Source organism: Amycolatopsis albispora, assembly GCF_003312875.1.
Lineage (GTDB): Bacteria > Actinomycetota > Actinomycetes > Mycobacteriales > Pseudonocardiaceae > Amycolatopsis > Amycolatopsis albispora.
The window spans coordinates 3,159,027-3,180,695 of record NZ_CP015163.1 but is presented as its reverse complement, the minus strand read 5'-3'; the positions used below and the strand labels follow the sequence as shown (position 1 = coordinate 3,180,695).

At 71.6% G+C, this 21,669-nt stretch carries 23 protein-coding genes; 15 read left to right on the top strand and 8 right to left on the bottom strand.

Features of this window, described 5'->3' with window-relative positions; genetic code table 11:
- Positions 1–228 precede the first annotated feature (228 nt).
- Genes A4R43_RS14800 through A4R43_RS14780 form a run of 5 tightly spaced genes read left to right on the top strand, consistent with a single transcriptional unit; the run spans position 229 to position 4,334 of the window.
- Positions 229–1,284, top strand: coding sequence for a TerC family protein (locus tag A4R43_RS14800; RefSeq protein ID WP_113692869.1), 1,056 nt, complete (start codon positions 229–231; stop codon positions 1,282–1,284).
- 40 nt (positions 1,285–1,324) lie between these two features.
- Complete coding sequence (locus A4R43_RS14795; RefSeq protein ID WP_113692868.1) at positions 1,325–3,256, top strand: S9 family peptidase; 1,932 nt, start codon at positions 1,325–1,327, stop codon at positions 3,254–3,256.
- Positions 3,253–3,762, top strand: coding sequence for a GNAT family N-acetyltransferase (locus A4R43_RS14790; RefSeq protein WP_113692867.1), 510 nt, complete (start codon positions 3,253–3,255; stop codon positions 3,760–3,762). Before A4R43_RS14795 ends, A4R43_RS14790 begins: the two co-directional genes overlap by 4 nt.
- A 39-nt stretch (positions 3,763–3,801) precedes the next feature.
- Entirely contained in the window at positions 3,802–4,005 is a 204-nt protein-coding gene (locus A4R43_RS44610) for a type II toxin-antitoxin system RelE/ParE family toxin (RefSeq protein ID WP_113692866.1), read from the top strand.
- Positions 4,002–4,334, top strand: coding sequence for a helix-turn-helix domain-containing protein (locus A4R43_RS14780; protein WP_113692865.1), 333 nt, complete (start codon positions 4,002–4,004; stop codon positions 4,332–4,334). Before A4R43_RS44610 ends, A4R43_RS14780 begins: the two co-directional genes overlap by 4 nt.
- Positions 4,335–4,364: 30 nt before the next feature.
- Here the strand turns inward: A4R43_RS14780 and A4R43_RS14775 are convergent, their stop codons facing one another.
- Complete coding sequence (locus A4R43_RS14775; protein ID WP_113692864.1) at positions 4,365–5,021, bottom strand: RES family NAD+ phosphorylase; 657 nt, start codon at positions 5,019–5,021, stop codon at positions 4,365–4,367.
- A 50-nt stretch (positions 5,022–5,071) separates the two neighbouring features.
- Positions 5,072–5,656, bottom strand: coding sequence for a MerR family transcriptional regulator (locus tag A4R43_RS14770; protein ID WP_113692863.1), 585 nt, complete (start codon positions 5,654–5,656; stop codon positions 5,072–5,074).
- A gap of 184 nt (positions 5,657–5,840) precedes the next feature.
- Here A4R43_RS14770 and A4R43_RS14765 point away from each other — a divergent pair, with 184 nt between their 5' ends.
- From A4R43_RS14765 to A4R43_RS14750, 4 genes are read left to right on the top strand one after another with little or no spacing between them, the layout of a single operon-like run.
- Entirely contained in the window at positions 5,841–6,419 is a 579-nt protein-coding gene (locus tag A4R43_RS14765; RefSeq protein ID WP_113692862.1) for an ASCH domain-containing protein, read from the top strand.
- A gap of 52 nt (positions 6,420–6,471) precedes the next feature.
- Positions 6,472–8,022: a sugar ABC transporter ATP-binding protein gene (locus A4R43_RS14760; RefSeq protein ID WP_113697602.1), complete on the top strand. Its 1,551-nt coding sequence runs from the start codon at positions 6,472–6,474 to the stop codon at positions 8,020–8,022.
- Entirely contained in the window at positions 8,019–8,996 is a 978-nt protein-coding gene (locus A4R43_RS14755; protein ID WP_113692861.1) for an ABC transporter permease, read from the top strand. The genes A4R43_RS14760 and A4R43_RS14755 overlap by 4 nt, the downstream gene beginning before the upstream one ends.
- 12 nt (positions 8,997–9,008) lie before the next feature.
- The gene (locus A4R43_RS14750; protein WP_113692860.1) at positions 9,009–10,007 is read left to right on the top strand and encodes a substrate-binding domain-containing protein; all 999 of its coding nucleotides are present in this window, start codon (positions 9,009–9,011) and stop codon (positions 10,005–10,007) included.
- Here A4R43_RS14750 and A4R43_RS14745 read toward each other — a convergent pair whose 3' ends face one another.
- Entirely contained in the window at positions 10,008–10,994 is a 987-nt protein-coding gene (locus tag A4R43_RS14745) for a LacI family DNA-binding transcriptional regulator (protein WP_113692859.1), read from the bottom strand.
- A gap of 129 nt (positions 10,995–11,123) precedes the next feature.
- Between A4R43_RS14745 and A4R43_RS14740 the strand changes: the two genes are divergently transcribed.
- On the top strand, positions 11,124–12,542 hold the full coding sequence (locus tag A4R43_RS14740) for an L-fucose/L-arabinose isomerase family protein (RefSeq protein WP_113697601.1): 1,419 nt from the start codon (positions 11,124–11,126) through the stop codon (positions 12,540–12,542).
- Entirely contained in the window at positions 12,535–14,025 is a 1,491-nt protein-coding gene (locus A4R43_RS14735; RefSeq protein WP_113692858.1) for an FGGY-family carbohydrate kinase, read from the top strand. The genes A4R43_RS14740 and A4R43_RS14735 overlap by 8 nt, the downstream gene beginning before the upstream one ends.
- Before the next feature lie 2 nt (positions 14,026–14,027).
- On the opposite strand, the gene A4R43_RS14730 is transcribed toward A4R43_RS14735, so the two are convergent.
- The 4 genes from A4R43_RS14730 to A4R43_RS14715 are packed head-to-tail and all read right to left on the bottom strand — an operon-like array spanning position 14,028 to position 17,102.
- Positions 14,028–15,017 carry an aldo/keto reductase gene (locus A4R43_RS14730; RefSeq protein WP_113692857.1) on the bottom strand — a complete coding sequence of 330 codons (990 nt, stop codon included), beginning with the start codon at positions 15,015–15,017 and terminating at the stop codon, positions 14,028–14,030.
- A 58-nt stretch (positions 15,018–15,075) separates the two neighbouring features.
- The gene (locus A4R43_RS14725; protein ID WP_205215336.1) at positions 15,076–15,507 is read right to left on the bottom strand and encodes a GNAT family N-acetyltransferase; all 432 of its coding nucleotides are present in this window, start codon (positions 15,505–15,507) and stop codon (positions 15,076–15,078) included.
- Positions 15,508–16,383, bottom strand: a complete 876-nt coding sequence (locus tag A4R43_RS14720) for a hypothetical protein (RefSeq protein WP_113692856.1) — start codon at positions 16,381–16,383, stop codon at positions 15,508–15,510.
- The gene (locus A4R43_RS14715) at positions 16,380–17,102 is read right to left on the bottom strand and encodes an AraC family transcriptional regulator (RefSeq protein ID WP_236809007.1); all 723 of its coding nucleotides are present in this window, start codon (positions 17,100–17,102) and stop codon (positions 16,380–16,382) included. Before A4R43_RS14715 ends, A4R43_RS14720 begins: the two co-directional genes overlap by 4 nt.
- Before the next feature lie 51 nt (positions 17,103–17,153).
- Here A4R43_RS14715 and A4R43_RS14710 point away from each other — a divergent pair, with 51 nt between their 5' ends.
- The 4 genes from A4R43_RS14710 to A4R43_RS14695 all read left to right on the top strand — a co-directional run bounded on the left by A4R43_RS14710 (position 17,154) and on the right by A4R43_RS14695 (position 20,991).
- On the top strand, positions 17,154–18,095 hold the full coding sequence (locus A4R43_RS14710) for a threonine ammonia-lyase (protein ID WP_162788471.1): 942 nt from the start codon (positions 17,154–17,156) through the stop codon (positions 18,093–18,095).
- The gene (locus A4R43_RS14705; RefSeq protein ID WP_113692854.1) at positions 18,096–19,565 is read left to right on the top strand and encodes an SDR family oxidoreductase; all 1,470 of its coding nucleotides are present in this window, start codon (positions 18,096–18,098) and stop codon (positions 19,563–19,565) included. It abuts the gene before it with no gap.
- 103 nt (positions 19,566–19,668) lie between these two features.
- Positions 19,669–20,163, top strand: a complete 495-nt coding sequence (locus A4R43_RS14700; protein ID WP_162788470.1) for an MmpS family transport accessory protein — start codon at positions 19,669–19,671, stop codon at positions 20,161–20,163.
- Between the two features lie 90 nt (positions 20,164–20,253).
- Positions 20,254–20,991, top strand: coding sequence for an ABC transporter permease (locus A4R43_RS14695; protein WP_236809006.1), 738 nt, complete (start codon positions 20,254–20,256; stop codon positions 20,989–20,991).
- Here the strand turns inward: A4R43_RS14695 and A4R43_RS14690 are convergent.
- Positions 20,981–21,661, bottom strand: a complete 681-nt coding sequence (locus A4R43_RS14690; RefSeq protein WP_113692851.1) for a histidine phosphatase family protein — start codon at positions 21,659–21,661, stop codon at positions 20,981–20,983. The two genes, A4R43_RS14695 and A4R43_RS14690, sit on opposite strands and share 11 nt — an antisense overlap.
- Positions 21,662–21,669: the final 8 nt, after the last annotated feature.

Below are 21,669 nucleotides of genomic sequence, written 5' to 3'. Positions count from 1 at the left end.
GTGACGCACGTTACGCCGGGCAATTCGGTGACACTGGTGACCCCGGCTGGCGTTTGTCCCGCTCAACGGCGAAGATGGTCAAGCACGTGGAGGGGAGTATTCCTTCGCGGTGGCGTCGTCAGCACGGCCGTCCTCAGTGGCGCCCGGCGCCATCGGCCGGTTCGGGAACCGGTGGAAGAGACCTCCGGGTAGTGGTTGGTCGTCCCCGCTATACCGGAGGGTAGTTTCATGACGGTTCCATTGTGGCTATGGATCGCGACGATCGGTGGCCTGCTGGTCCTGATCGCCATCGACCTCGTGGTCGTCGATCGCAAGCCACACCAGGTGACAACCGGTGAAGCCGCCCGGTGGGTCACCTTCTACGTCGCCTGCGCGGTCCTGTTCGGGATCGGCGTGTGGGTGTTCGGCGGCCACGATCCCGGCGTCGAATTCTTCACCGGGTACATCACCGAATACTCGCTCAGCGTGGACAACCTGTTCATCTTCATGGTGATCATGTCCTCGTTCAAGGTGCCCGCGATCCACCAGCACCGGGTGCTGCTCATCGGCATCCTGCTGGCGCTGGTCATGCGCGGTGCCTTCATCGCCATCGGCGCGGCCCTGATCGCGCAGTTCGTCTGGGTGTTCTTCCTGTTCGGCGCCATCCTGATCTGGACGGCCGTCAGCATGGTGCGCGGCAACGACGAGCACGAGGAGTACCACGAGAACGCGGTCACCCGGATGGTCCGCAAGATCTTCCCGGTCACCGACGACTACGTGGGCCACAAGTCCTTCGTCAAGCGCGACGGCAAGCGCTGGATCACGCCGATGTTCGTGGTCATCGTCGCCATCGGCAGCGCCGACCTGCTGTTCGCGGTCGACTCCATTCCCGCCATCTTCGGCATCACCCAGGACGCCTACCTGGTCTTCGCCGCGAACGCCTTCGCGCTGATGGGCCTGCGGCAGCTGTACTTCCTGCTCGGCGGCCTGGTCACCAAGCTGGTCTACCTGTCCTACGGGCTGGCGATCATCCTCGGCTTCATCGGTGCCAAGCTGTTCCTGCACGCGCTGCACGAGTACCACCTGGTGCCGGACTGGCTCGACATCAACAACTGGGTCTCGCTCGGTGTGATCGTCACCGTGCTGACCCTGACCACGGTGCTCAGCCTGCGCAAGGCGAAGAAGGACCCGGAGTCGGCGAAGGGCCCGAACCTGGAGCTGAACGCGAAGTCGCCGGAGGAGCGCGAGGCGGCGGAGCGCGAGGCGGAGGGCCGCGAGGCGGCCGACGCCCAGCCGGAGCGCTGATTCCGCCGCTGGGGCCGGTCGAAGTTGTACGGTCGGCAGCGTGCTTCCGACTGACATCGAACTGCTGACCGCGCCCCATTCGCCCGCGTTGCACGGGGAACTGCTGCTGACCGGGTTGTCCAAGCCGGACCTGGCGGCGAACCGCGCCCACGGCGTGGTTCGCCGCATCAGCCCGGCCGGCGGTGACCGGCCGTGGACCCACGGTCCGCGTGACAGCGCCCCGGCCATCTCCCCGGACGGGACGCGGGTCGCTTTCCTGAGGGTGACCGGTGAGCGCGGCGCCCAGCTGCACGTGATGCCCGCCGACGGTGGTGAGGCCAGGGCGGTCACCGACGTGCCGCTGGGTGTCGAGGCTTTCCGGTGGGCGCCGGATTCCCGGCGGATCGCCTTCACCGCCCGGGTTCCCGAACCGGGGCGGTACGGCACGCCCGACGCCGACGGCCGGACCGTGGAGGCCGCGGCCGAGGCGCCGCGCCGGATCACCCGGTTCGACTACCGCATCGACGACATCGGTTTCCTGCGTGACCGTCCACAACGACTGTTCGTGGTGGACACCGAGGTCGAGGAACCGGCCGAGCTGTCGCCGCTGACCGACCACCAGGTGGACGTCCACGATCCGGAATGGACCCCGGACGGCGAGTTCGTGCTGGTGGTCGCGCCGCGTGACTGGGGCCGCGTGGAGACGTTGAACGCCGATCTCTACGCCGTGCCCGTGGACGGCGGTGAGCCGGTGCTCGCCGTGCGCACCGAAGGTGACGCGGCGGCGCCGCTGGTCACCGCCGACGGCACGGTTTACTTCCACGGCCTGGAATTCACCGGCCCCGACATGGTGCGCAACCGCGGTCTGTGGGCCGCGCCGCTGCGCACGGACGGCGAACCCGCGACCGCGCGGCGGCTCACCGACGCCGAGACCGTCGACACCGACGGCGGCGCGGGACGACCGGCCCTGCTCGGGGACGAGGTGCTGGTGGTCGTCCGCACACGGGGCGCGGCCGAGCTGCGGGCGGTGCCGTCGGACGCGCACCTGGCCAAGCTCGCCGACCTCCGTTGTCTGCTCGGTGAGAAGGCCGCCGTCCGCGGGTTCACTGTGGACGGTGACCGCATCGCCGCGGTGGTGGCTTCGCCGGTGGACGCCGGCGAGGTGGTGCTGCTGGAGGGCGGCGAGGCTCGCACGCTCACCGAGTTCTCCGCCCCGCTGCGGGAAAAGGTGCGCCCGGCGGTGGAACTGACCGCCACCGCGTCGGACGGTCACCAGGTGCACGGCTGGGTCGTGCTACCGGAGGGGGAGGGCCCGCACCCGGTCCTGCTGGTGGTCCACGGCGGGCCGTTCGCGCCGTACGAGTGGTCGCTGTTCGACGAGGCGCAGGTGTACGCGTCGGCCGGGTACGCGGTGGTCATGGCGAACCCGCGCGGCTCGGCCGGGTACGGCGAGTCGCACGGCAGGGCCATCGTCCACGCACTGTGCACTGTGGACGTAACGGATCTGCTGAGCTTTCTCGACGCCGCGCTGGAACGGTCCGATTTGGACTCTTCGCGCGTTGGCGTGATGGGTGGTTCGTACGGCGGGCTGATGACCACCTGGCTTTCGGCGCACCACGGTGAGCGGTTCCGGGCGGCGTGGAGCGAGCGGGCGGTCAACGCGTGGGACTCGTTCGCCGGCAGCTCGGACATCGGCTGGGAGTTCGTCGAGTGCTACGTCGGCACCGATCCGGAGGTGCAGCGCGAACGCAGCCCGCTCACCTACGCGGCGAAGATCGGCATCCCGTTCGCGGTGGTGCATTCCGAAGAGGACTGGCGCTGCCCGGTGGAGCAGGCGCAGCGGCTGTTCGTGGCGCTGAGGGCGAACGGGGTGGAGACGGAGTTCCTGCTGTTCCCCGGTGAGGGCCACGAACTGAGCCGGTCGGGGCGGCCGCGGCACCGGGTGCAGCGGTTCGAGGCGGTCCTCGACTGGTGGGGGCGGTACCTGCGGTGACCGGGCGGTGGGCCGTCCGCCGGGCCGTCGCCGCCGACGCCCCGCGGCTGGCGTCGATCTGCCTCGGCGGCTGGCGGACGGCCTACCGCGGCATCCTGCCGGACGACTACCTGGATGCGCTGAACCTGGCGGAGTGGGAGGAGATGTTCGCCGCCCGCGTCGCCGCCTCGACCGAACGGACGACGATGCTGGCCGCGGTCAACGCGGACGGTGAGATCGGGGCCTACGCGGGCGTGCTGGGGGAGCGCGAGCCCGGCATGCTGGGCGCGCTCTACGCCGCCACCGAATGGCGCGGCACCGGCGCGGGCCACGCCGCCCACGAAGCCGCCGTCGCGCACCTGGCCGCCTGCGGTTTCTCGCGCGCCGTGCTGTGGGTCTTCGAGCGGAACACCCCTTCGCGCCGGTTCTACGAAGCCCACGGCTGGCGGTGCGACGAGGTCACCCAAGCCACCAAGTTCGCCGACGGCTCCGCTGTGGAGATCCGCTACTCACGTCCACTGCCGTAGTTTCCGCCCACCCCATCGCGTGAAGTTGCGCTCCCAGATGTGCGAGGTGGATCCGCTCAGTGCGGATCTGGTGGAAGCACGGAGGTTCGGATCCTGTTCGCGTTCGACCCGCGCCGCCGGGCGATCCTGCTGGTGGGCGGGGACAAGGCGGGTGACTGGCGTGGGTGGTACACCGCGAACATCCCGGTGGCCGAACGGCGGTATGACCAACATCTGCGCGGGCTGGAGGAGGCGGGGACATGAGCCGATCTTGGCGGGAAGTCAAGGCTGAGAAGGAAGAGCGAGATCGCGCCGCCGGGCGGGATGTCGAGGAAGCGCGGGCATCCGCACGGGAGACCACCGACGCCTACCTCGTCGGCTTCCGGCTGGCACAGCTTCGGCAGCAAGCCGGGGTGAGCCAGGCCGAACTCGCCCGGCGGATCGGGATCAGCCAGCCGCGGGTGAGCCAGTTGGAGAACGGCGACCTCGCCCAGATGGAGCTGGACACGATCCGCCGCTACATCGCCGCGCTCGGTGGGCGGTTGCGCGTGGTGGCCGGGTTCGGCGACCGCGACGTCGTGGTGAGCGCCTAGGCCCCAGCGCTCAAGCCCGCCGGGCCGCGGTCAGTTGACCATGTCGTAGTTGAGTTCGTGGCACACGCGGCCCAGCGGCACGTCCAGCCCCGGGTGGTCCAGTGGGAGCAGGACCTCCGGCTTCAGCGGCAGCGCACCGCCCGCCGGGGGGTCCCACAGGCACAGGGCCGGGTCGCCGGAGTCCATCGAAGAGCGGTACCACAGCCCGTCGAGGTCACCGAAGGCCGAGCGGATGGCGCGCGCCCAGGCCTGGGTGATCTTCTTCGGCCCGCTGGAGATCTCCTGCGACGCCCCGACCCTGGTCGGCCACAGGCCACCGAGATCAAGCAGGCGCAGGGTGCGCGTCGGCCGGACCACGACCAGGCGCGGGCCGCGGGTCTTGCGGTCCACGGTGGACGTGGTCTGGTACACCTCCGCGACGCTCGTGCGGACGGTGAGCCCGAAATAGAGCACGCCGTTCTTCTGGTCGGTCACCGGCACCCCACCGCGGCCCGGCCGCTGCTGGTCGAAGCGGCCGTGCGGCAGGGGACCGGTGTAGCGGAACGAGTTCCACTGCTGGGGGTGGTTGCCGTGCGCGGTGAAGATGCGGACCAGCCTGGTCGCCGGGTGCACCGCGACGATGTCCTCGGTGCGCCGCAGTTCCCTGACCAGGACGGCACGCGCGGGTGGCAGGGGGAGCCTGGCCATGCGTGGGGTTCAACACTTTCTCGTGCGGACAGGTGAGCTGGCGTGAGCGCTCAGGCGGGGGTGCCCAGTGTCTCGCTCAGCCGGGCGACGGGCTCGGGATCACCACCCGCCAGCAACCACTGCCGGGGAGTGGCCGGCCGGTCGTTGATCACCAGGTCCGGCTGCGGGGTGCTCATGAACGCGGCCACCACCAGCGGCGGCTGGTCCTCGGGCACCGCGCGCAGCACCACGTCCAGCCCGGGCAGCAGCCCGGAGGAGGTGAACTGCCACGACGGCAGCCGCCAGCCGCCCTGCGCCTTCCACGCGGCCAGCCTGCGGTCCTTGATCTTGTGCCGGATGCGGCTGTCGTCCACGCCCAGCCGCTCGGCGGCGGCGAGCACGGTCAGCGACGAGTCGGCGAGCACCGCGTGCGCGGCGACCGTCCTGGCTCGCATGTCCGGCTCGCTCTCCGACTGCGGCGCGAGGTCCAGCCCGACGTCGATGAGCGCGTCGCGCTGCTCGGCGGAGAAATAATCCGACGGGTCCGGATTCGGCGGGGACAGTTTGCGGGCCGCGTCCTCCACGTGCGTGAGGAACTCGGTCGCGTCCACCTTGAGCCCGGCTTTCGCCAGTACGGTCTCCAGCGCCACAGACATGCACCCAGACTATCCTGCGTGTGCGGGTTCGTGCGTTCTCGTGCCGCTATTGTGTGTCAAGTCACCAAAGATCGACACAGAACGCACATAACTCAACACGTACCGTAGACGAACGAGGGTTAGTCTGACCGTCTCGGGTGCGGTTGTCCAGGGTCCTTTGGCGGTTGGTGACGAAGGAGGCTCCGTGCTTATTCCACGAGCGACCCTCGAGCGCGTCATGTCCGGCGAGGTCACGCTCGCCTTCCGCCGCTGGCGCCGCCCCACCGTGCGCGCGGGCGGCACCCTGCGCACCGCGCTGGGCGTGGTGGCGGTGGACTCGGTCGACCCGATCGCGTTGACAGCCATCCCGGCCGAGGATGCCCGGCGGGCGGGGTATGAAAACACCGCCGAACTGCGGCATTTCCTGAGCCGGCGGCCGGAGGGGCAGGTCTACCGCATCCAGCTGCGGCCCGGTGGCGCGGATCCGCGGGTGGCACTGCGGGACGAGGTGCCGGTGGGTGCGGAATTGGCCGAACTGCTGGACAAGCTGAACAAGAAGGACAAAATGAGCAGCCGGGGCCCGTGGACGCGTGCCTTTCTCGCCGAGATCGCGGCGCGTCCCGGGGTGCGCGCGGCGGAGCTGGCCGAGCGGTTCGGCCTGGCCACGCCGGTGTTCAAGGCCGACGTCCGCAAGCTCAAGGAACTGGGCCTGACCGAAAGCCTGCCGGTCGGCTACCGGCTCTCGGCACGCGGACAGGCCGTGCTTGACACCCGGGACGACTGACCCCTAGCTTCGGGTAATCGATTTCTCGGGCCACCGCCGGCAGGGGATGGGCATGACCGATCGGGCACCGCTGGTCGCCATGACGGGCGTCAGCAAGTCCTACGGCGGGGTGCGCGCGATCCGGGACGCCGACTTCACCGTGCACGCCGGTGAGGTGCACGCGCTGCTCGGCGAGAACGGGGCGGGCAAGTCCACGCTGATGAAGGTGCTCGCCGGTGAGGTCGGCGGCCACCAGGGCGAGATCCGGATCGACGGCGAGCCGGTGCGCTTCTCCGGTCCCGCCGACGCGCAGCGGGCAGGCATCTCGATGATCCCGCAGGAACTGGACCTGGTCCCGGCGCTGTCGGTGGCGGAGAACATCTTCCTCGGCCGCGAACCCCGCAACCGGATCGGCGCGCTGGACCGGCGGCGCATGCTCGCCGCGGCCCGTGAACTGCTCGCCCGCACCGGTGTCGACCTCGACCCGAAGCGGCCGGTGGAGCAGTTGCGCACGGGCGAGCAGCAGCTGGTCACCATCGCCAAAGCGCTCTCGCTCGACGCGCGGGTGCTGATCATGGACGAGCCGACCTCCGCGCTGCCGCCCGCCGAGGCCGAGCAGTTGTTCCGGGTGATCGCCGAACTGCGCGCGGGCGGGGCAGGCATCGTCTACATCTCGCACCGCATGGCCGAGATCGGCCAGGTCGCCGACCGAGCCACGGTGCTGCGCAACGGCCAGGTGGTGGCCGAGTTCGACGCGCGCGAGATGACCGCGGAGCAGGCGTCCGAAGCGATGGTGGGCCGCCGGGTGGACCTGCTGTTCCACACCGAGACCGCGGCGGCGGGCGGCAAGGCGCTGCTGGAGGTGGACAACCTGGTGCTCCGCCCGCGGCGCCCGGTGCCCGGCAGGCGCGAACCCGCCGGGATTTCGCTGCGCGTGGGCGAAGGGGAGATCGTCGGCCTGGCCGGCCTGCTCGGCTCGGGGCGCACCGAACTGCTGGAGACGCTGTACGGCGTGGGCACGCCCGGCCGGTGGACCGGGAGCGTGCGGTTGCACGGCACCGAGATTCACCCGAAGGGGCCACGCGACGCGCTCCGCCGCGGCATCGCGTTCGTGCCGGAGGACCGCCGGACCTCGGGACTCGCGCTGGAGCACTCGGTGCTGGCGAACACGGTGCTGTCCGTGGTCGACCGGATCGGGCGGTTCGGCGTGGTGCCCGCCGCCCGCGAGCGCCGCGCCGCGATGGGCACCGCGGAACGACTCGGCATCAAGCTGTCCGGGCTGGCCGCCCCGGCGGGCTCGCTGTCCGGCGGCAACCAGCAGAAGGTGGTGCTCGGCCGGAACCTGCTCACCGAACCGGCGCTGCTGCTGCTCGACGACCCGACCCGCGGGGTGGACGTCGGCGCCAAGGCCGAGATCTACCAGCTGCTGTCCGAAATCGCCGCCCAGGGCGTCGGCGTGCTGCTGGCTTCGTCGGAACTCGCGGAACTGATGGGGGTGTGCGACCGCGTGGTGGTGCTGCGCGAAGGACGGAGCGTGCGCGAACTGCACACCGAGGAGGCGGGCGAAGCCGAACTGCTCGCCGCGTCGATGGGTGAGCTCTCGCTCGGCGAGGAGGCCGGATGATCGCCTGGCTGTTCCGCTTCCAGAGCCTGTTCGGCCTGGTGCTGGTCTTCCTCGCGGCGGTGATCTTCTCGCCGGTGCGCAACGGGGAACTGCTCTTCCTCGACAGCGGCAACCTGTTCAACGTGGTGCGCGCGATGTCGGAGATCGGCATTCTCGCCGTCGGCATGACCTTCGTGATCCTGGTCGGCGGCATCGACCTGTCGGTCGGCTCGGTGCTTGGCCTGGCCAGCGTGGGCGCCGCGGTGCTGCTGGTGCGCCAGGACTTCGGCGTGCTGCCCGCGGTGCTCGTGGTGCTCGCCGCCGGGCTGGTCTTCGGGCTGCTGCAGGGTGTGGTCACCGCGAAACTGGGCATCCAGGCCTTCATCGTCACGCTCGCCGGCATGCAGATCGCCCGCGCGCTGGCGCGGATCTGGTCCGGCGGGCAGGGCGTGGAGATCGCCTACGGGGACGCGCCCGGCCGCGCGCCGCTGGCCTTCTCACTGCTCGGCGAGCGCACCTTCAACGGACTGGTGCCGATTCCCGCGCTCATCTTCGCGGTGGTCGCCGGGCTGGCCGCGATCCTGTTGCGGGTCACCGCCTTCTCGCGGCACATCTACGCGATCGGCGGCAACGAGAAGGCCGCGCGCCTGTCCGGCGTCCCGGTGAATCGCGTGAAGATCCTGGTCTTCGGGCTGTGCGGGCTGCTCGCCGCGCTGGCCGGGATCGTGCACGCCGGGCAGCTGAACTACGGCGGCCCGAACGACGGGTCGATGGCGGAGCTGGACGCCATCGCCGCGGTGGTGATCGGCGGGGCGAGCCTGTCCGGCGGGCGGGGCACGGTGGTCGGTACGGTCGCCGGGGCGCTGCTGGTCGGGGTCCTGCGCAACATCCTGACGCTGAACAACGTGGACTCGAACATCCAGCTGCTGATCATCGGACTGGTGATCGTGGCGGCCGCGGGGCTGCAGCGCCTGCGGCCCGCCGCGGTGGGGTAGAGGGAGGAACTCATGCCAAAACGGGCGCGTGGCGCGCTTTCACTGCTGCTTGGCTTGACGCTGGTGGTCTCCGCCTGCGGCACCACCAGCGAGAACGCGGGTGGTGGCCCGGCCGAGCCCAAGCCCTGCGGCGGGGCGGGCGGCAAGTACACGATCGGGGTGAGCCAGGCCAACGTCGCCGAGCCGTACCGCGAGCGGATGGACGCCGACATCCGGAAGGCGGCGGCGGGCGTCCCGCAGTTCACCGTCAACTTCGCCGACGCGCAGCAGGACAACTCCAAGCAGGTCGAGCAGGTGGAGAACTTCCTCACCCAGCAGATCGACCTGCTGATCATCAGCCCGAACGAGGCCACGCCGCTGACCTCGGTGGTGAAGAAGGCCTACGAGCAGGGCGTGCCGGTGCTGGTGCTCGACCGCAAGGTCAACGGCGACTCGTTCACCTCGTTCATCGGCGCCGACAACTTCGACATCGGCCGCCGCGCCGGGGAGTTCGTCGCCGAGTCACTGCTGCCCGGCGGCGGCAAGGTCGCGGAACTGAAGGGGCTGGCGGGATCGAGCCCGGCCAAGGAGCGCAGCGACGGGTTCAAACTGGGCATCGGCGGCAAGAACATCGAAATCGTGGCCAGTGCCGACGGCGACTGGCTGCGTGACAAGGGCCGCCAGCAGGCCGACGCGCTGCTCAAGGGCACGCCCGGCATCCAGGTGGTCTACGCGCACAACGACCCGATGGGCGAGGGCGCCTACCTGGCCGCGCAGGACGCCGGGCTGACCGGCATCAAGGTGGTCGGCATCGACGGGCTGCCGATCGAGGCCGGCGGCATCAAGGCGGTGGAGGCGGGCAGGCTGGCCGCCACCTTCGTCTACCCGACCGGTGGCAAGGAGGCGGTCGAGGCGGCGCGCAAGATCCTGGTCGACTGCCAGCAGGTGCCGAAGGTGCAGGGCCTGCCCATCGAACGGGTGACCAAGGAGAACGCGGCGGAGGTCTACGCCCGGCTCAACGCCGGCGGCTGATCACCGGTGGCTGCTGCCGCGCTCGATCAGCCGGGCGGCCAGTTCCCTGGCCTCCGGCGGCCGGGAGCCGTCGGCGATCCGGTCGAGCAGCAGCCGGGCGGCGATGCTGCCGATCTCGTAGGCGGGCTGCGCGACCACGGTCAGCGGGGGATCGAGCAGCGCGGCCCACGGCGCGTCGTCGAAGCTGACCAGGCCGAAGTCGCGGCCGGGCCGGATGCCGCGCTCCCGCAAGGCTTCCAGCACGCCGATGGCCATCGTGCTGTTGGCGATGAGCAGCGCGTCGGGCGCGTCGCCTTCGTCGAGCAGGTCCAGTGCCGCCGCCTTGGCGTGCGCGGTGCGCAGTTCGCACCGGCGGTAGCAGGTGGTGGCCTGGGCCGAGGCGGCGATCGCGCTCTGGTACCCGGCGAGCCGGTCGTCGGCGGTGCGCACGCCCTCCGGGCCGGTGAGGCACCCGATCCGGCGGTAACCGGCCTCGATCAGGTGACGGGTCGCTTCGTCGGCGGCGCACCGGGTGTTGACCAGCACCTGGTCGCCGTCGACCGCGTTCAGCGGCCGGTCCACCGCGACCACCGGGGTGCCGCGGCTGAGCAGCTGGGTGACGTCGGTGTCGCCGCCGGTCGGCGAGAGCACCACGCCCGCCACCCGCTCCTGCAACGCCACGTCGAGGTAGCGGCGCTCCTTCTCGGCGTTCTCGTCCGAATTGCACAGCACGACCGAGTAGCCCGCGGTCTGCGCCACGTCCTCCACGCCGCGCGCGATCGCGGTGAAGAACGGGTTCTCCACGTCGGAGATCACCAGCGCGAGCACCGCGGTCTCCTGGCGGCGCAGGTTCCTGGCCAGCCCGTTCGGCTGGTAACCGAGGTAGGCGGCGGCCTCGCGCACCTTCTCCGCCAATGCCGGGTCCACAGTGGACTTCCCGTTCAGGGCTCTGGAGACGGTCGCGGTGGACACACCCGCCCTGGCCGCCACGTCGCTGATGGTCGCCATGGCGAGCCCCCTTTCCTCGTGCTGTGGCGGCTATTGACACTACTCAACCCGCGCAATAGCGTCATGAGTAAACGATTACCCAGTACCATACCCCAGCGCCCCTGCGCGAACCGAGGCATGGAGGATGCGGTGGCCCGGATCGGCGTGCTCAGTGTTTCCGACGGACGCGGCCACGTGCACGAGCGCAACGCCGCGTTCATCCAGTCCAAACTGGACGCTCTGGTCAGCGCGCTGACCAGAGCGGGCCACCAGGTGGTGACCGGGGCGGCGCCGCTGTCGGACAACGCGCTGGCCGTGTCCGTGCCGAGGGAGATTGCCGCGGCCGGGGTGGACGTCACGGTGTTCCACTACCCGGTCTGGAGCTTCCCGCACTTCTCCGTGCTCGCCGCGGACGCCACCCCCGGGCCGCTGGTGCTGCTGGCCAGCACCGATCCCACGGAACCCGGCCTGGTCGGCATGCTGGCCGCCGGGGGCGCGCTGGACCAGATCGGGCGTGCGCACGTCCGGCTGTGGGGTGCGCCGGACGACGGCGAGGTGATCGCGCGGATCGGCGTGCTGGCCACAGCCGCGGGAGCGGTCGCCGGGCTGCGCGGCGCCACCTTCGGCCGGTTCGGCGGGCGCCCGATGGGCATGAACACCGCGGTGGCCAACACCGACCAGTGGATGCGCCAGTTCGGCATCGACGTCGAGGAGATCGACCAGTACGAGCTGGTCTCACGGGCCGCCGACAGCGCGCACGCCGCCGAAGCACGCCAGGCGCGCGAGTGGATCGAGGCACACGCGGCCGGGGTCCACTACGACGGGCGGAAGCTGACCCCGGAACTGCTGGAGCGCCAGCTCCGGTCGTACCTCGCGATCCGCGACATCATCGCCGAGCGGAACCTGGACTTCTCCGGCATCAAGGGCCAGCCGGAGCTGACCGAGCGGTTCGCCACGATGGACGTGACCGAGGCCTTCCTCAACGACCCGTACGACTGGAACGGCCCGAAACCCGTGCACGTCACCGCGACCGAGGCCGACATGGACGGCGCGCTGACCATGCAGCTGATGCACCGGCTCTCCGGGGATCCGGTGCTGTTCGCCGACGTCCGGCACTACCACGCCGACCGCGACATCTGGGACCTGTGCAACTCCGGGCAGCACGCCACCTGGTACGCCGCCCGCAGCGCGGATCCGAAGGAGAACCTGCGGCACGTCAACTTCTACCCGGAAGTGTTCTTCTTCCCGGCGGGTGGCGCCTCGGTGCAGCACGTGGCCGCGCCCGGCGAGATGACGCTGGGCAGGCTGACCCGGCACAACGGCGAGTACCGGCTGCAGCTGATGCTGGGCACGTTCGAAAACTACGACGAGCAGACCACCGCGGAACTGGTGCGGCAGTCCACCCCGGAGTGGCCGCATGCCTTCGCGCGGCTGGACGTGCCGGCGGAGACCTTCCTGAGCCGGTTCGGCGCCAACCACATCCACGCGGTGCCCGGTGACCTGCGGCCGGAACTGCGGGCGGCGGCGGAGTTGCTGGGGATCCGGCTGGAGGAGTGGACGCGTGGCTGACGGGTTGCTGCTCGGCATCGACATCGGCACCTCGAGTTCCAAGGGGGTGCTCGTCGATCCACAGGGGACGATCGTGGCGCGTGCCTCGCGGCCGCACGAGACCTCCTACCCGCACCCCGGCTGGGTGGAGCACGACGCGGAGGCGGTGTGGTGGCGGGACTTCACCGCCATCGCCGGTGAGCTGGCCGCCGCGGCGGGCGGGCGCCCGCTGGCCGGGCTGGGCGTCAGCGGGATCGGCCCGGTGCTGCTGCCCGCGGACGCCGACGGCAGGCCGCTGCGGCCCGCGGTGCTCTACGGGGTGGACACCAGGGCGAGCCGCGAGATCGACGAGCTGACCGCGGAACTCGGCGCCGAGTCCATTGTGGAGCGTGGCGGCACGGTGCTGTCCTCGCAGGCGGTCGGGCCGAAGTGGCGCTGGCTGGCCCGGCACGAGCCCGAGGTGTTCGGCGCGTCGCGGTTGTTCCTGATGGCCAGCTCGTACCTGGTGCACCGGCTGACCGGCGAGTACGTGCTCGACCACCACTCGGCCAGCCAGTCCGATCCGATGTACGACCTGCGCGCGGCGGACTGGGCACCGGACTGGGCCGAGGCGGTCGCGCCCGGCATCCGGCTGCCGCGGCTGTGCTGGCCGACCGAGATCGCCGGCACCGTCACCGCCGCCGCGGCTGCGGAAACCGGGCTGCCGGAAGGACTTCCGGTCACCGCGGGCACGGTGGACGCCTGGGCCGAGGCGGCCAGCGTCGGCGTGACCGAGCCCGGCGACACCATGGTCATGTACGGCACGACCATGTTCCTGATCCAGCTGCTCGCCGACCCCAGCCCGCATCCGGGGCTGTGGACCACGCGCGGGGTCAGCGAAGGCAGTTACTCGCTCGCCGCGGGCATGGCCACCTCCGGCGCGATCACCGACTGGCTGCGCAAACTGGCCGGGCGCGACTTCGCCGAACTGGTGTCGGCGGCCGCGGAAGTGCCCGCGGGCAGCCGGGGGCTGCTGATGCTGCCCTACTTCGCCGGGGAGCGCACGCCGCTGTTCGACCCGGACGCCCGCGGGGTGATCGCCGGGCTGACCACTGGCCACGGGCTCGCCGAGCTGTACCGGGCCGTGCTGGAGGGCATCGCGTACGGCGTCCGGCACAACCTGGAGGTGATGACCGAGGCGGGCGGGGCGGCCCGGCGGCTGGTCGCCGTCGGCGGCGGTGTCCAAGGTGGACTGTGGACGCGGATCGTCAGCGACGTCACCGGGCTCGACCAGGAGGTGCCCGCCGAGACGGTGGGCGCCGCGCTCGGCGACGCCTACCTGGCCGCGGTCGCGCTCGGCTGGTCACCCGACATCGCCGCGTGGAACCCGGTGCGCTCGGTGGTCCGGCCGGACGCCGGGCGAGCCCGCGTGTACGACCGCTTCTACCAGCGGTACCGCGCGCTCTACCCGGCGACCAGCGAAATCGCGCACTTCCTCGCCGCCGAGCAGCGCGCCGCCGAATGAGCTCAGCGCAGGCTGCCCTCGCCCGCCGGGGCGAACTCGCGGAGGGCGTCGTCGATCCGCGCGAGCGTGGGGCCGGTGAGCGCGATCCGCGCGGCTTCGAGGTTTTCGGTGATGTGCGCGGGCGTCCGTGAACCGGGGATCGGCACCACGGCCGGGTCCTGGTGCAGCAGCCAGGCCAGCGCGAGCTGACCGGGGCTGACGCCGATCTCCGCGGCGAGCGCGCGCACCGGCGCGTACTTGTCGTTGTTGGCGGCCAGCTTCTCGGCGTCGAAGCGCGGGATGTTGCTCCGGAAGTCCGACGCGGACACCGTGCTCACCTTGCCGGTGAGGAAGCCGCTGCCGAGCGGGCTCCAGGCCACCACACCGACGCCGAGTTCGCGGGCGGTGGCGAGCAGGTCGGCGTCGATCGGCTGCCACATCGACCACTGCGCCTGCACCGCGCTGACCGGGTGCACGGCGTGTGCCGCCCGCAGCTGACCGGCATCCACATTGGACAGTCCGAGGTGGCGGACCAGCCCGGCTTCGACCAGCTCGGCCACCGCGCCCACGGTGTCCTCGATCGGCACCACCGGGTCCGGGAAGTGCGGGTAGTACAGGTCGATCCGGTCGGTGCCGAGATTGCGCAGGCTCTGCTCGGCGTAGCCGCGGACGTACCGCGGCTCGGCGTTCACCGCGAGTTCACCGAACGAGTAGTTCACCGGGAACGCGTGCGCCTCGGCGCCTTCCGGAACGCGGAAGCCGAACTTCGTCGCCAGCACCACCTCGTCGCGGCGGCCGCGGACCGCCTCGCCGATGAGCTTCTCGTTGTGCCCGTCCGCGCCGTAGCCGTCGCTGGAGTCGATCAGCGTGGCACCGGCGTCGATGGCGTGGTTCAACGCCGCCGCGGCGGTCCGGTCGTCGATTTCGCCGTACATGCCGGGGGAGAGCACCATCGCGCCGAAGCCGATGGCGGAGACGTCGAGACCGCCGAGCGAGCGGGTGGGAAGGGTCATGCGTCCATCCTGGCGTGATCTTGGCACCGAGGCGAATACCTTCGCCGATAACCCGTGGTTATGGCGACCACACCAGCCGCACGTCCGGCTCGCCCTCCTCGTTGTCAGTGCCGTCCGACCACGCCACTTCGGTGAACCCGTGCCGCCGGTAGAACCGCCGCGCCGGTTCGTTGACCTGGAAAGTTCGCAACTCCAGCCCACCGGGCCGCCGCCGTTTCGCCAGCGCGACGAACCGGTCACCGAGGCCGCGCCCGCGCCACGCCGGATCGAGGTAGAGCTGCGCCAGCTCCGGCCCGTCCAGCACGAGCAGGCCGGTGATCGCGCCGCCGTCCACCGACACCCAGGTCTCCAGCCGGGGCACCACCACCTGGGCAAACCAGGCGCGGACCTCGTCCTCGGAATGCGCGCGGCGGACGCCGAGCGTGGCGAACGAGCGCAGCCACACCTCCGCCGCGGCGGGTGCGTCGGCCGCGACGGCCCGCCGGATCACCTAGCGGCCATAGGCATCGAGCTGACTGATCGCGTGCAGCGTGAGCACCCCACGCCACTCCAACTCGGCCGCCGGACCCGGCGGAGCCCAGCTCATCGGCCAGCCGCCGTCCGCATCCTGCGCCTTTTCGAGCTGGTCCAGATGCGCCTCGATGGCCTCGCGCGGGAACAGCCGGGCCCGCGGGCTCTCCGGGTGCGGCACGAAGTCCAGCGGGGTGAGCCCGTAGCCCGCGCCGGGGTAGAGGTGGAACAACGTCATGCCGGGCACCTTGGCTTCGAAGGCCGCCGTCAACGCCTCGTCTTCCGTGCTTTCCAGGTAGGTCAGCACGTTGAGCGCGGTGTGCGCGTCCAGCTCGCCCTCGAGCGCCCGCTCGATTTCGGTGCGGCAGAACCGGCTCGCCTCGTCCAGCCACGCCGACGACAGCCCGAGCGCACACAGCCGCGCGACGATGTTCGCGGTCGGGTTGAGGCCCGGCGGGAACCGGCCGTCGCCCCAGTGCGCGGCGTGCGGATGCGCGGTGATCGACGGCGTCACGATGCGCAGGCCACCGCCCGGTGACGCCACGGACTCCAGGTAGGGCAGCAGACCGGCGGCGAATGCGGCGGCGTCTTCCCGGATCGACGGCACCGTCTCGACCAGTTCGGCGAGCACCGCCAGGCCGAAGTCGACGGCGAGCGGCTGGCTTTCCGGCGCGCGGACGTCGGGTTCGAGCGCGTGGCCCAGCCCGCCGTCGGGATTGCGGTAGGCGGCGAGCGCGGCGAGCACCCCAGGCGCCGCGTTGTGTGCTCCGGCGCGCACCTCGGCGAGCCGCCGCTCCAGCAGCCGGGCGTGGGTGGCCAGGAATTCCCTTGCGCGGGCGAGGTTTTCGGTGTTCATGCCGGCGACCGTAGGCCGGCGCGCCCGGCGCCGTCTTGAACGGAACGGAAGTACGCCGACGGCGTGGAACCGGTCAGCTCGCGGCAGTCCCGGCTCAGGTGCGCCTGGTCGGCGTACCCGGCTTCGGCGGCGAGCGTGGCCAGGTCCGGCACCGCCCCGGCGAGCTCGATGGCCCGCCGCAACCGGGCCACCCGCAGGTAGGTGGCGGGCCCGTAGCCGACCGCCGCGCCGAAGCGGCGGCGGAACTGCCGGGCACCCAGGTCCAGCCCGGTGAGCGCCGCCGACACCCTCGGCACCCCGCGATCCAGCCGGGCCAGCACCACGTCGAGCGCCTGATCCGCCGGGTCCTCCGGCACGCCGACGAGATCGATCAGGGCGGCAGGGGAGTCCAGTACGCGCTCGCCGAGCCTGCGTCCGCGCGCACCCCACAGGTCGGCCAGGTCGACCCGCTGGTCACGCAACTCGTCGGCGGGCACACCGAGCACCCGCGGCGCGTGCCCCGGCCGGAACCGGACCCCGTGCAGCCTGGTGCCCGGCGCCTGCTCCGACCACCAGGCCGTGGTGTCCGGCCCGGCGACAAAAACGCGGCCACCGCCCGCGATCAGGTCGAGGCAGCCGTCCGGCACGATCCGCTTGCCGCCGCCCGCCTCGGCCACCGACAGCCAGCGGCAGCGCACCACCGAGCGCAGTGGGGCGGGAGCGGGCAGTTCGCGGTACACGCCGCCATCATGCACCGGGCCCCCGACAGTTTCGCGGGGTACGGTCGGGGCGTGGCTTTGGTGACCATCGACGACATCTCCGATGCGGCGAACCGCATCGAAGGGCTCGTGCTGCGCACCCCGCTGGTCGACAACCAGGTGCTGTCGCACGAGTTCGGCACGCGGGTGCTGCTCAAGGCCGAGAACCTGCAGCACGCGGGCAGCTTCAAGGTGCGCGGTGCGCTGAACACGCTGCTCACCTGGCAGGAACGCGGTGAGCTGCCGGAGGGCGTGGTCAGCTTCTCCGCCGGCAACCACGCGGCGGCCGTCGCGTACGCGGGCAAGCGTCTCGGCGTGCGGGTCATCGTCGCCATGCCGAGCAATCCGGTGCCGTCGAAGGTGGCGAACGTGCGGCGGTTCGGCGGTGAGATCGTGCCGACCGACGACCTGGCCGCGACGCTGGCCGAACTCGCCGAGGAACACGGTTTCCCCATCCTGCACCCGTTCGACCAGCCCGAGGTGATCGCCGGGCAGGGCACGGCCGGGCTGGAACTGTGCGCGGACGGCCCGCCGCCCGATCTGGTGCTGGTGCCGGTCGGCGGTGGCGGGCTGCTCAGCGGGGTGGCCGCCGCGGTGCGCAAGCTGGCGCCGTCGGCCCGCGTGGTCGGCGTCGAACCGGCGACTTCGAACGCGATGAGCCAGAGCCTGGCCGCGGGCAAGGTGGTGCGGATCGACAACCCGTCGGCGACCGTGGCGGACGGGCTGACCGCGCCCTTCGCCGGTGAGCACACGCTTCCGCACGTCCAGGCCTATGTGGACGACGTGGTCGAGGTGGACGAAGCCGCCATCTCCGCGGCGTGGCCGGAGCTGATCGAGTCGAGCAAGCTGCTGGTGGAGCCCGCGTCGGCGGTGTGCCTGGCGGCGCTGCGGTCCGGCGTGGTGGAGGCGCCGCGGGACGGGGTGACCGTGCTGGTCGTCTCCGGCGGCAACGCGGACCTGACCCGGCTGGCTTGAATGCCACGCTGTCTGGTCACCGGGTCGACCGGGTACATCGGCGGCAGGCTGGTGCCGAACCTGCTCGCGGCGGGGCATTCGGTGCGGTGCCTGGTGCGGGACCCGTCGAAGCTGCGGGACGTGCCGTGGGCCGGTGAGGTCGAGATCGTGCGTGGTGACGTGCTCGACGCGGACAGCCTGCACGCCGCCACCGAAGGCATCGACGTTCTCTACTACCTCGTGCATTCGCTTTCGCGGAAGGGGTTCGCCGGGATCGACCGGCGGGCCGCGCTGCTCACCGCGGAGGCCGCGCGGGACAACGGCGTCGGCCGCATCGTCTACCTCGGCGGGCTGAAGCCCGAGGGCGAGGAGCTGTCGGACCACCTCGCGTCGCGTGCCGAGGTCGGCGAGATCTTCCTGCGCTCGGGCGTGCCCACGGCCGTGTTGCAGGCAGCGATCATTCTCGGCTCCGGTTCGGCGAGCTTCGAGATGCTGCGGTACCTGACCGAGCGGCTGCCGGTGATGGTGGTGCCGAAGTGGGCGCACCACCGGGTGCAGCCGATCGCCGTTCGTGACGTGCTCCGCTACCTGACCGGCTGCGCGGACCTGCCCGCCGGCGTGAACCGCGCCTTCGACATCGGCGGGCCGGACGTGCTCACCTACCAGGAGATGATGCGCCGCTACGCCCAGGTTTCCGGATTAATCCGAAGAGTGATGGTGCCGGCACCCGTGCTCACGCCCCGGCTTTCGTCGCACTGGGTGAACCTGGTGACGCCGGTGCCGCAGGCCATCGCCCGGCCCCTGATCGATTCACTGGTGCACGAGATGGTGTGCCGGGAGCACGACATCGAGCGGTACCTGCCCACGCCGGCGGACGGGCTGGTGAGCTACGAGCGGGCCGTTGAGCTGGCCTTGGCCCGGATCCGGGACGCCGACGTGCCCACCCGCTGGGCCGGTGCGTCGGTGCCGGACGCGCCCGCCGAACCGCTGCCGTCGGACCCGGACTGGTCCGGCGGCTCGGTCTACACCGATCACCGGCGGTCACCGTGCGCGGCGCCGCCGGAGGCGCTCTGGCGGGTGATCGAGGGCGTCGGCGGCAGCCACGGCTGGTACTCGTTCCCGCTGGCCTGGGCGGTGCGTGGCTGGCTGGACCGGCTGGTGGGCGGGGTCGGGCTGCGGCGAGGGCGGCGTGACCAGCAGCGCCTGCACCTGGGCGAGGCGCTGGACTGGTGGCGCGTGGAAGCCATCGAACGCGGTGAGCTGCTGCGGTTGCGCGCGGAAATGAAGGTGCCGGGGCAGGCGTGGCTGGAACTGGCGGTGGAATCGGCGGAGTCCGGTTCGGTGTACCGCCAGCGCGCGGTGTTCGTGCCGAAGGGACTGGCCGGGCACCTGTACTGGTGGGCGGTCGCGCCGTTCCACGGGCTGGTTTTCGGCGGCATGGTGCGGAACATCGTGCGCACCGCCGAGAAGCCAGAACCCCCGAAAGAGTGAATGTTCAAATATTCCGACCTTCGGGGGTAACGGGCCAACGCGATTAAGCGAGTATTAGGCAGCGTGCCCGACCTGGGGCGCGGTGACGTGGGGAGCGGCACCTGTGACAGCAGCCGAGGACGACGAGGAAGCAGCGAAGCGGGCCGCCGAACGCCGGGCGCGCCGGTTGCTGGGCGGGGTTTCGCTGGTGCTCGGGGTGGCCGTGGTCGGGGCCGCCAGCATCGTGCTGCAGGTGACTGCCGGGGAGCGGACGGCCAGGTCGAACCAGCAGGCGCCGCGGGTGCGGGCCGACCACGTGGCGCCGATCGCGCCACCGATGCCGTCGAAGTACGTCACCTACGAGCTGAGCGGCGACAACGGCGCGCGGAACATCACCTACGTGGGCAACGAGCTGACCGTGGCGCAGGAGATGAGCGCCGAGCTGCCGTGGTCGCGGACGCTCGAGCAGCTGACCCCCAGTTCGGGCTACTTCAGCATCTCCGCGCAGAACCCGGCGGCCGGGAGCCTCACCTGCCGCATCGTGGTGGACGGCCAGGTGGTGTCGCAGAAGTCGACCACCGTGGCCAAGAACGTGGTGACCTGCTCGCACAGCCGGTAACCACCTTCCCAGCGCCGCATGCCGTGACGCCGCCAGCACGGCATGCGGCGCGCCACGCGCGCGGGGAGTGAGTCGGGCAGGATCGGCGCGGTGAGTGCAGCAATCGAGGCGGGGCCCCTGCTGGCCGCCGTGCTCGCGGTTTTTGTCCTGATCGCGGCGACCGTGGTGTGGCGCGGCGGGCTCGGCTCCGGCCGCGCGGTGCTGGTCGCGGCCGTGCGCGCGGTGGTCCAGCTGGCCGCGGTCTCGCTGGTCATCACGGCGATCCTCCGCTCCGGCTGGTGGACCGCGGGCTTTGTGCTGTTCATGTTCGCCGTCGCGTCGTTCACCGCGTACCGGCGCGTCGAGGCGCCGGGCGGCTGGCCGTGGTTCGCCGCGGCGATCGCCGCCGGGGTCCTGCCGGTGCTCGCGTTGGTGCTGGCCACCGGCGTGGTGCCGGGGAAACCGATCGTGGTGGTGCCGATCGCCGGCATCGTGATCGGCGGCGCGATGACCGCCACCGCGCAGGCGGGCCGCCGCGCGCTCGACGAGTTGAAGACCCGGCACGGCGAGTACGAGGCCGCGCTGGCACTCGGCTTCATGCCGCGTGCCGCCGCGCTGGAGATCTGCCGCCCGTCGGCGGGGCACGCGCTCATTCCCGGCCTCGACCAGACCCGCACGGTCGGGCTGGTCACGCTGCCGGGCGCCTACGTCGGCATGCTGCTCGGCGGTGCCAGCCCGGTGCAGGCCGGCGTGGCGCAGCTGCTGGTGCTGATCGGCCTGCTGGCCGCGCAGTCGATCGCGGTGCTGGCCACCGTGGAGTTCGTCGCGTTCGGCCGGATCAGCTGGTGAGGTGCGCGGTGTCGTTGTAGCGCCGGACGATCCACTGCGGCCCGTGCACCACCAGCTGCGAGAACGAGCCGTTGTCCGCGCCGACGAACGCGAACGGCCGCGAGCGCGCGGCCAGCGCGAGCGCCTGCCCGATCACGCCGCCGTGGGTGAACACCGCGACCCGCTGACCGGCGTGCTCGGCGGCGATCCGCTCGATCCCCGCGCGCACCCGCGCGGCGAACGCGTCGTCGTCCTCCGCGCCGGGCGCCACGCTCCAGCGTTCCTCGGCCCACAGCCGCTCGGCCAGCGGGTCCCGTTCGGCCACCTTCTGCCGGAAGACCCCGCCTTCCCATTCGCCGAGGAAGATCTCGCGCAGTTCGGGGATCACCCGCGGGGTGATGCCGAGCCGTTCGGCCAGTGGCGCCGCGGTCTGCGCGGTCCGCCGCAGCGGTGTGACGTAGAGGGCGTCGAACTGCTCCTTGCCGAGCCGTTCGGCGATCAGCTGGGCCTGTGCCAGGCCGTCGGGCGCGAGTTCGGGATCACCCTGGCCGTCGACCAGCGGGAACGGCTTGCTGGCGCGGGCGGGCGCGGATTCGCCGTGGCGGATCAGCAGCAGGTCGGCCGCGCCCGGCGGGGCGGTGAAGCGGCGTTGGCGGTACTCGGGCTCGGCGGGCTCCTCGGGCATCGTCACGCCTGCGA

Coding starts and splice junctions, on each gene's coding strand:
- A4R43_RS14760 (WP_113697602.1), top strand. CDS start 6,472: ATGACCGATCGGGCACCGCTGGTCGCCATGACGGGCGTCAGCAAGTCC.
- A4R43_RS14705 (WP_113692854.1), top strand. CDS start 18,096: ATGCCACGCTGTCTGGTCACCGGGTCGACCGGGTACATCGGCGGCAGG.
- A4R43_RS14755 (WP_113692861.1), top strand. CDS start 8,019: ATGATCGCCTGGCTGTTCCGCTTCCAGAGCCTGTTCGGCCTGGTGCTG.
- A4R43_RS14770 (WP_113692863.1), bottom strand. CDS start 5,656: ATGTCTGTGGCGCTGGAGACCGTACTGGCGAAAGCCGGGCTCAAGGTG.
- A4R43_RS14775 (WP_113692864.1), bottom strand. CDS start 5,021: ATGGCCAGGCTCCCCCTGCCACCCGCGCGTGCCGTCCTGGTCAGGGAA.
- A4R43_RS14745 (WP_113692859.1), bottom strand. CDS start 10,994: ATGGCGACCATCAGCGACGTGGCGGCCAGGGCGGGTGTGTCCACCGCG.
- A4R43_RS14720 (WP_113692856.1), bottom strand. CDS start 16,383: ATGAACACCGAAAACCTCGCCCGCGCAAGGGAATTCCTGGCCACCCAC.
- A4R43_RS14750 (WP_113692860.1), top strand. CDS start 9,009: ATGCCAAAACGGGCGCGTGGCGCGCTTTCACTGCTGCTTGGCTTGACG.
- A4R43_RS14730 (WP_113692857.1), bottom strand. CDS start 15,017: ATGACCCTTCCCACCCGCTCGCTCGGCGGTCTCGACGTCTCCGCCATC.
- A4R43_RS14800 (WP_113692869.1), top strand. CDS start 229: ATGACGGTTCCATTGTGGCTATGGATCGCGACGATCGGTGGCCTGCTG.
- A4R43_RS14780 (WP_113692865.1), top strand. CDS start 4,002: ATGAGCCGATCTTGGCGGGAAGTCAAGGCTGAGAAGGAAGAGCGAGAT.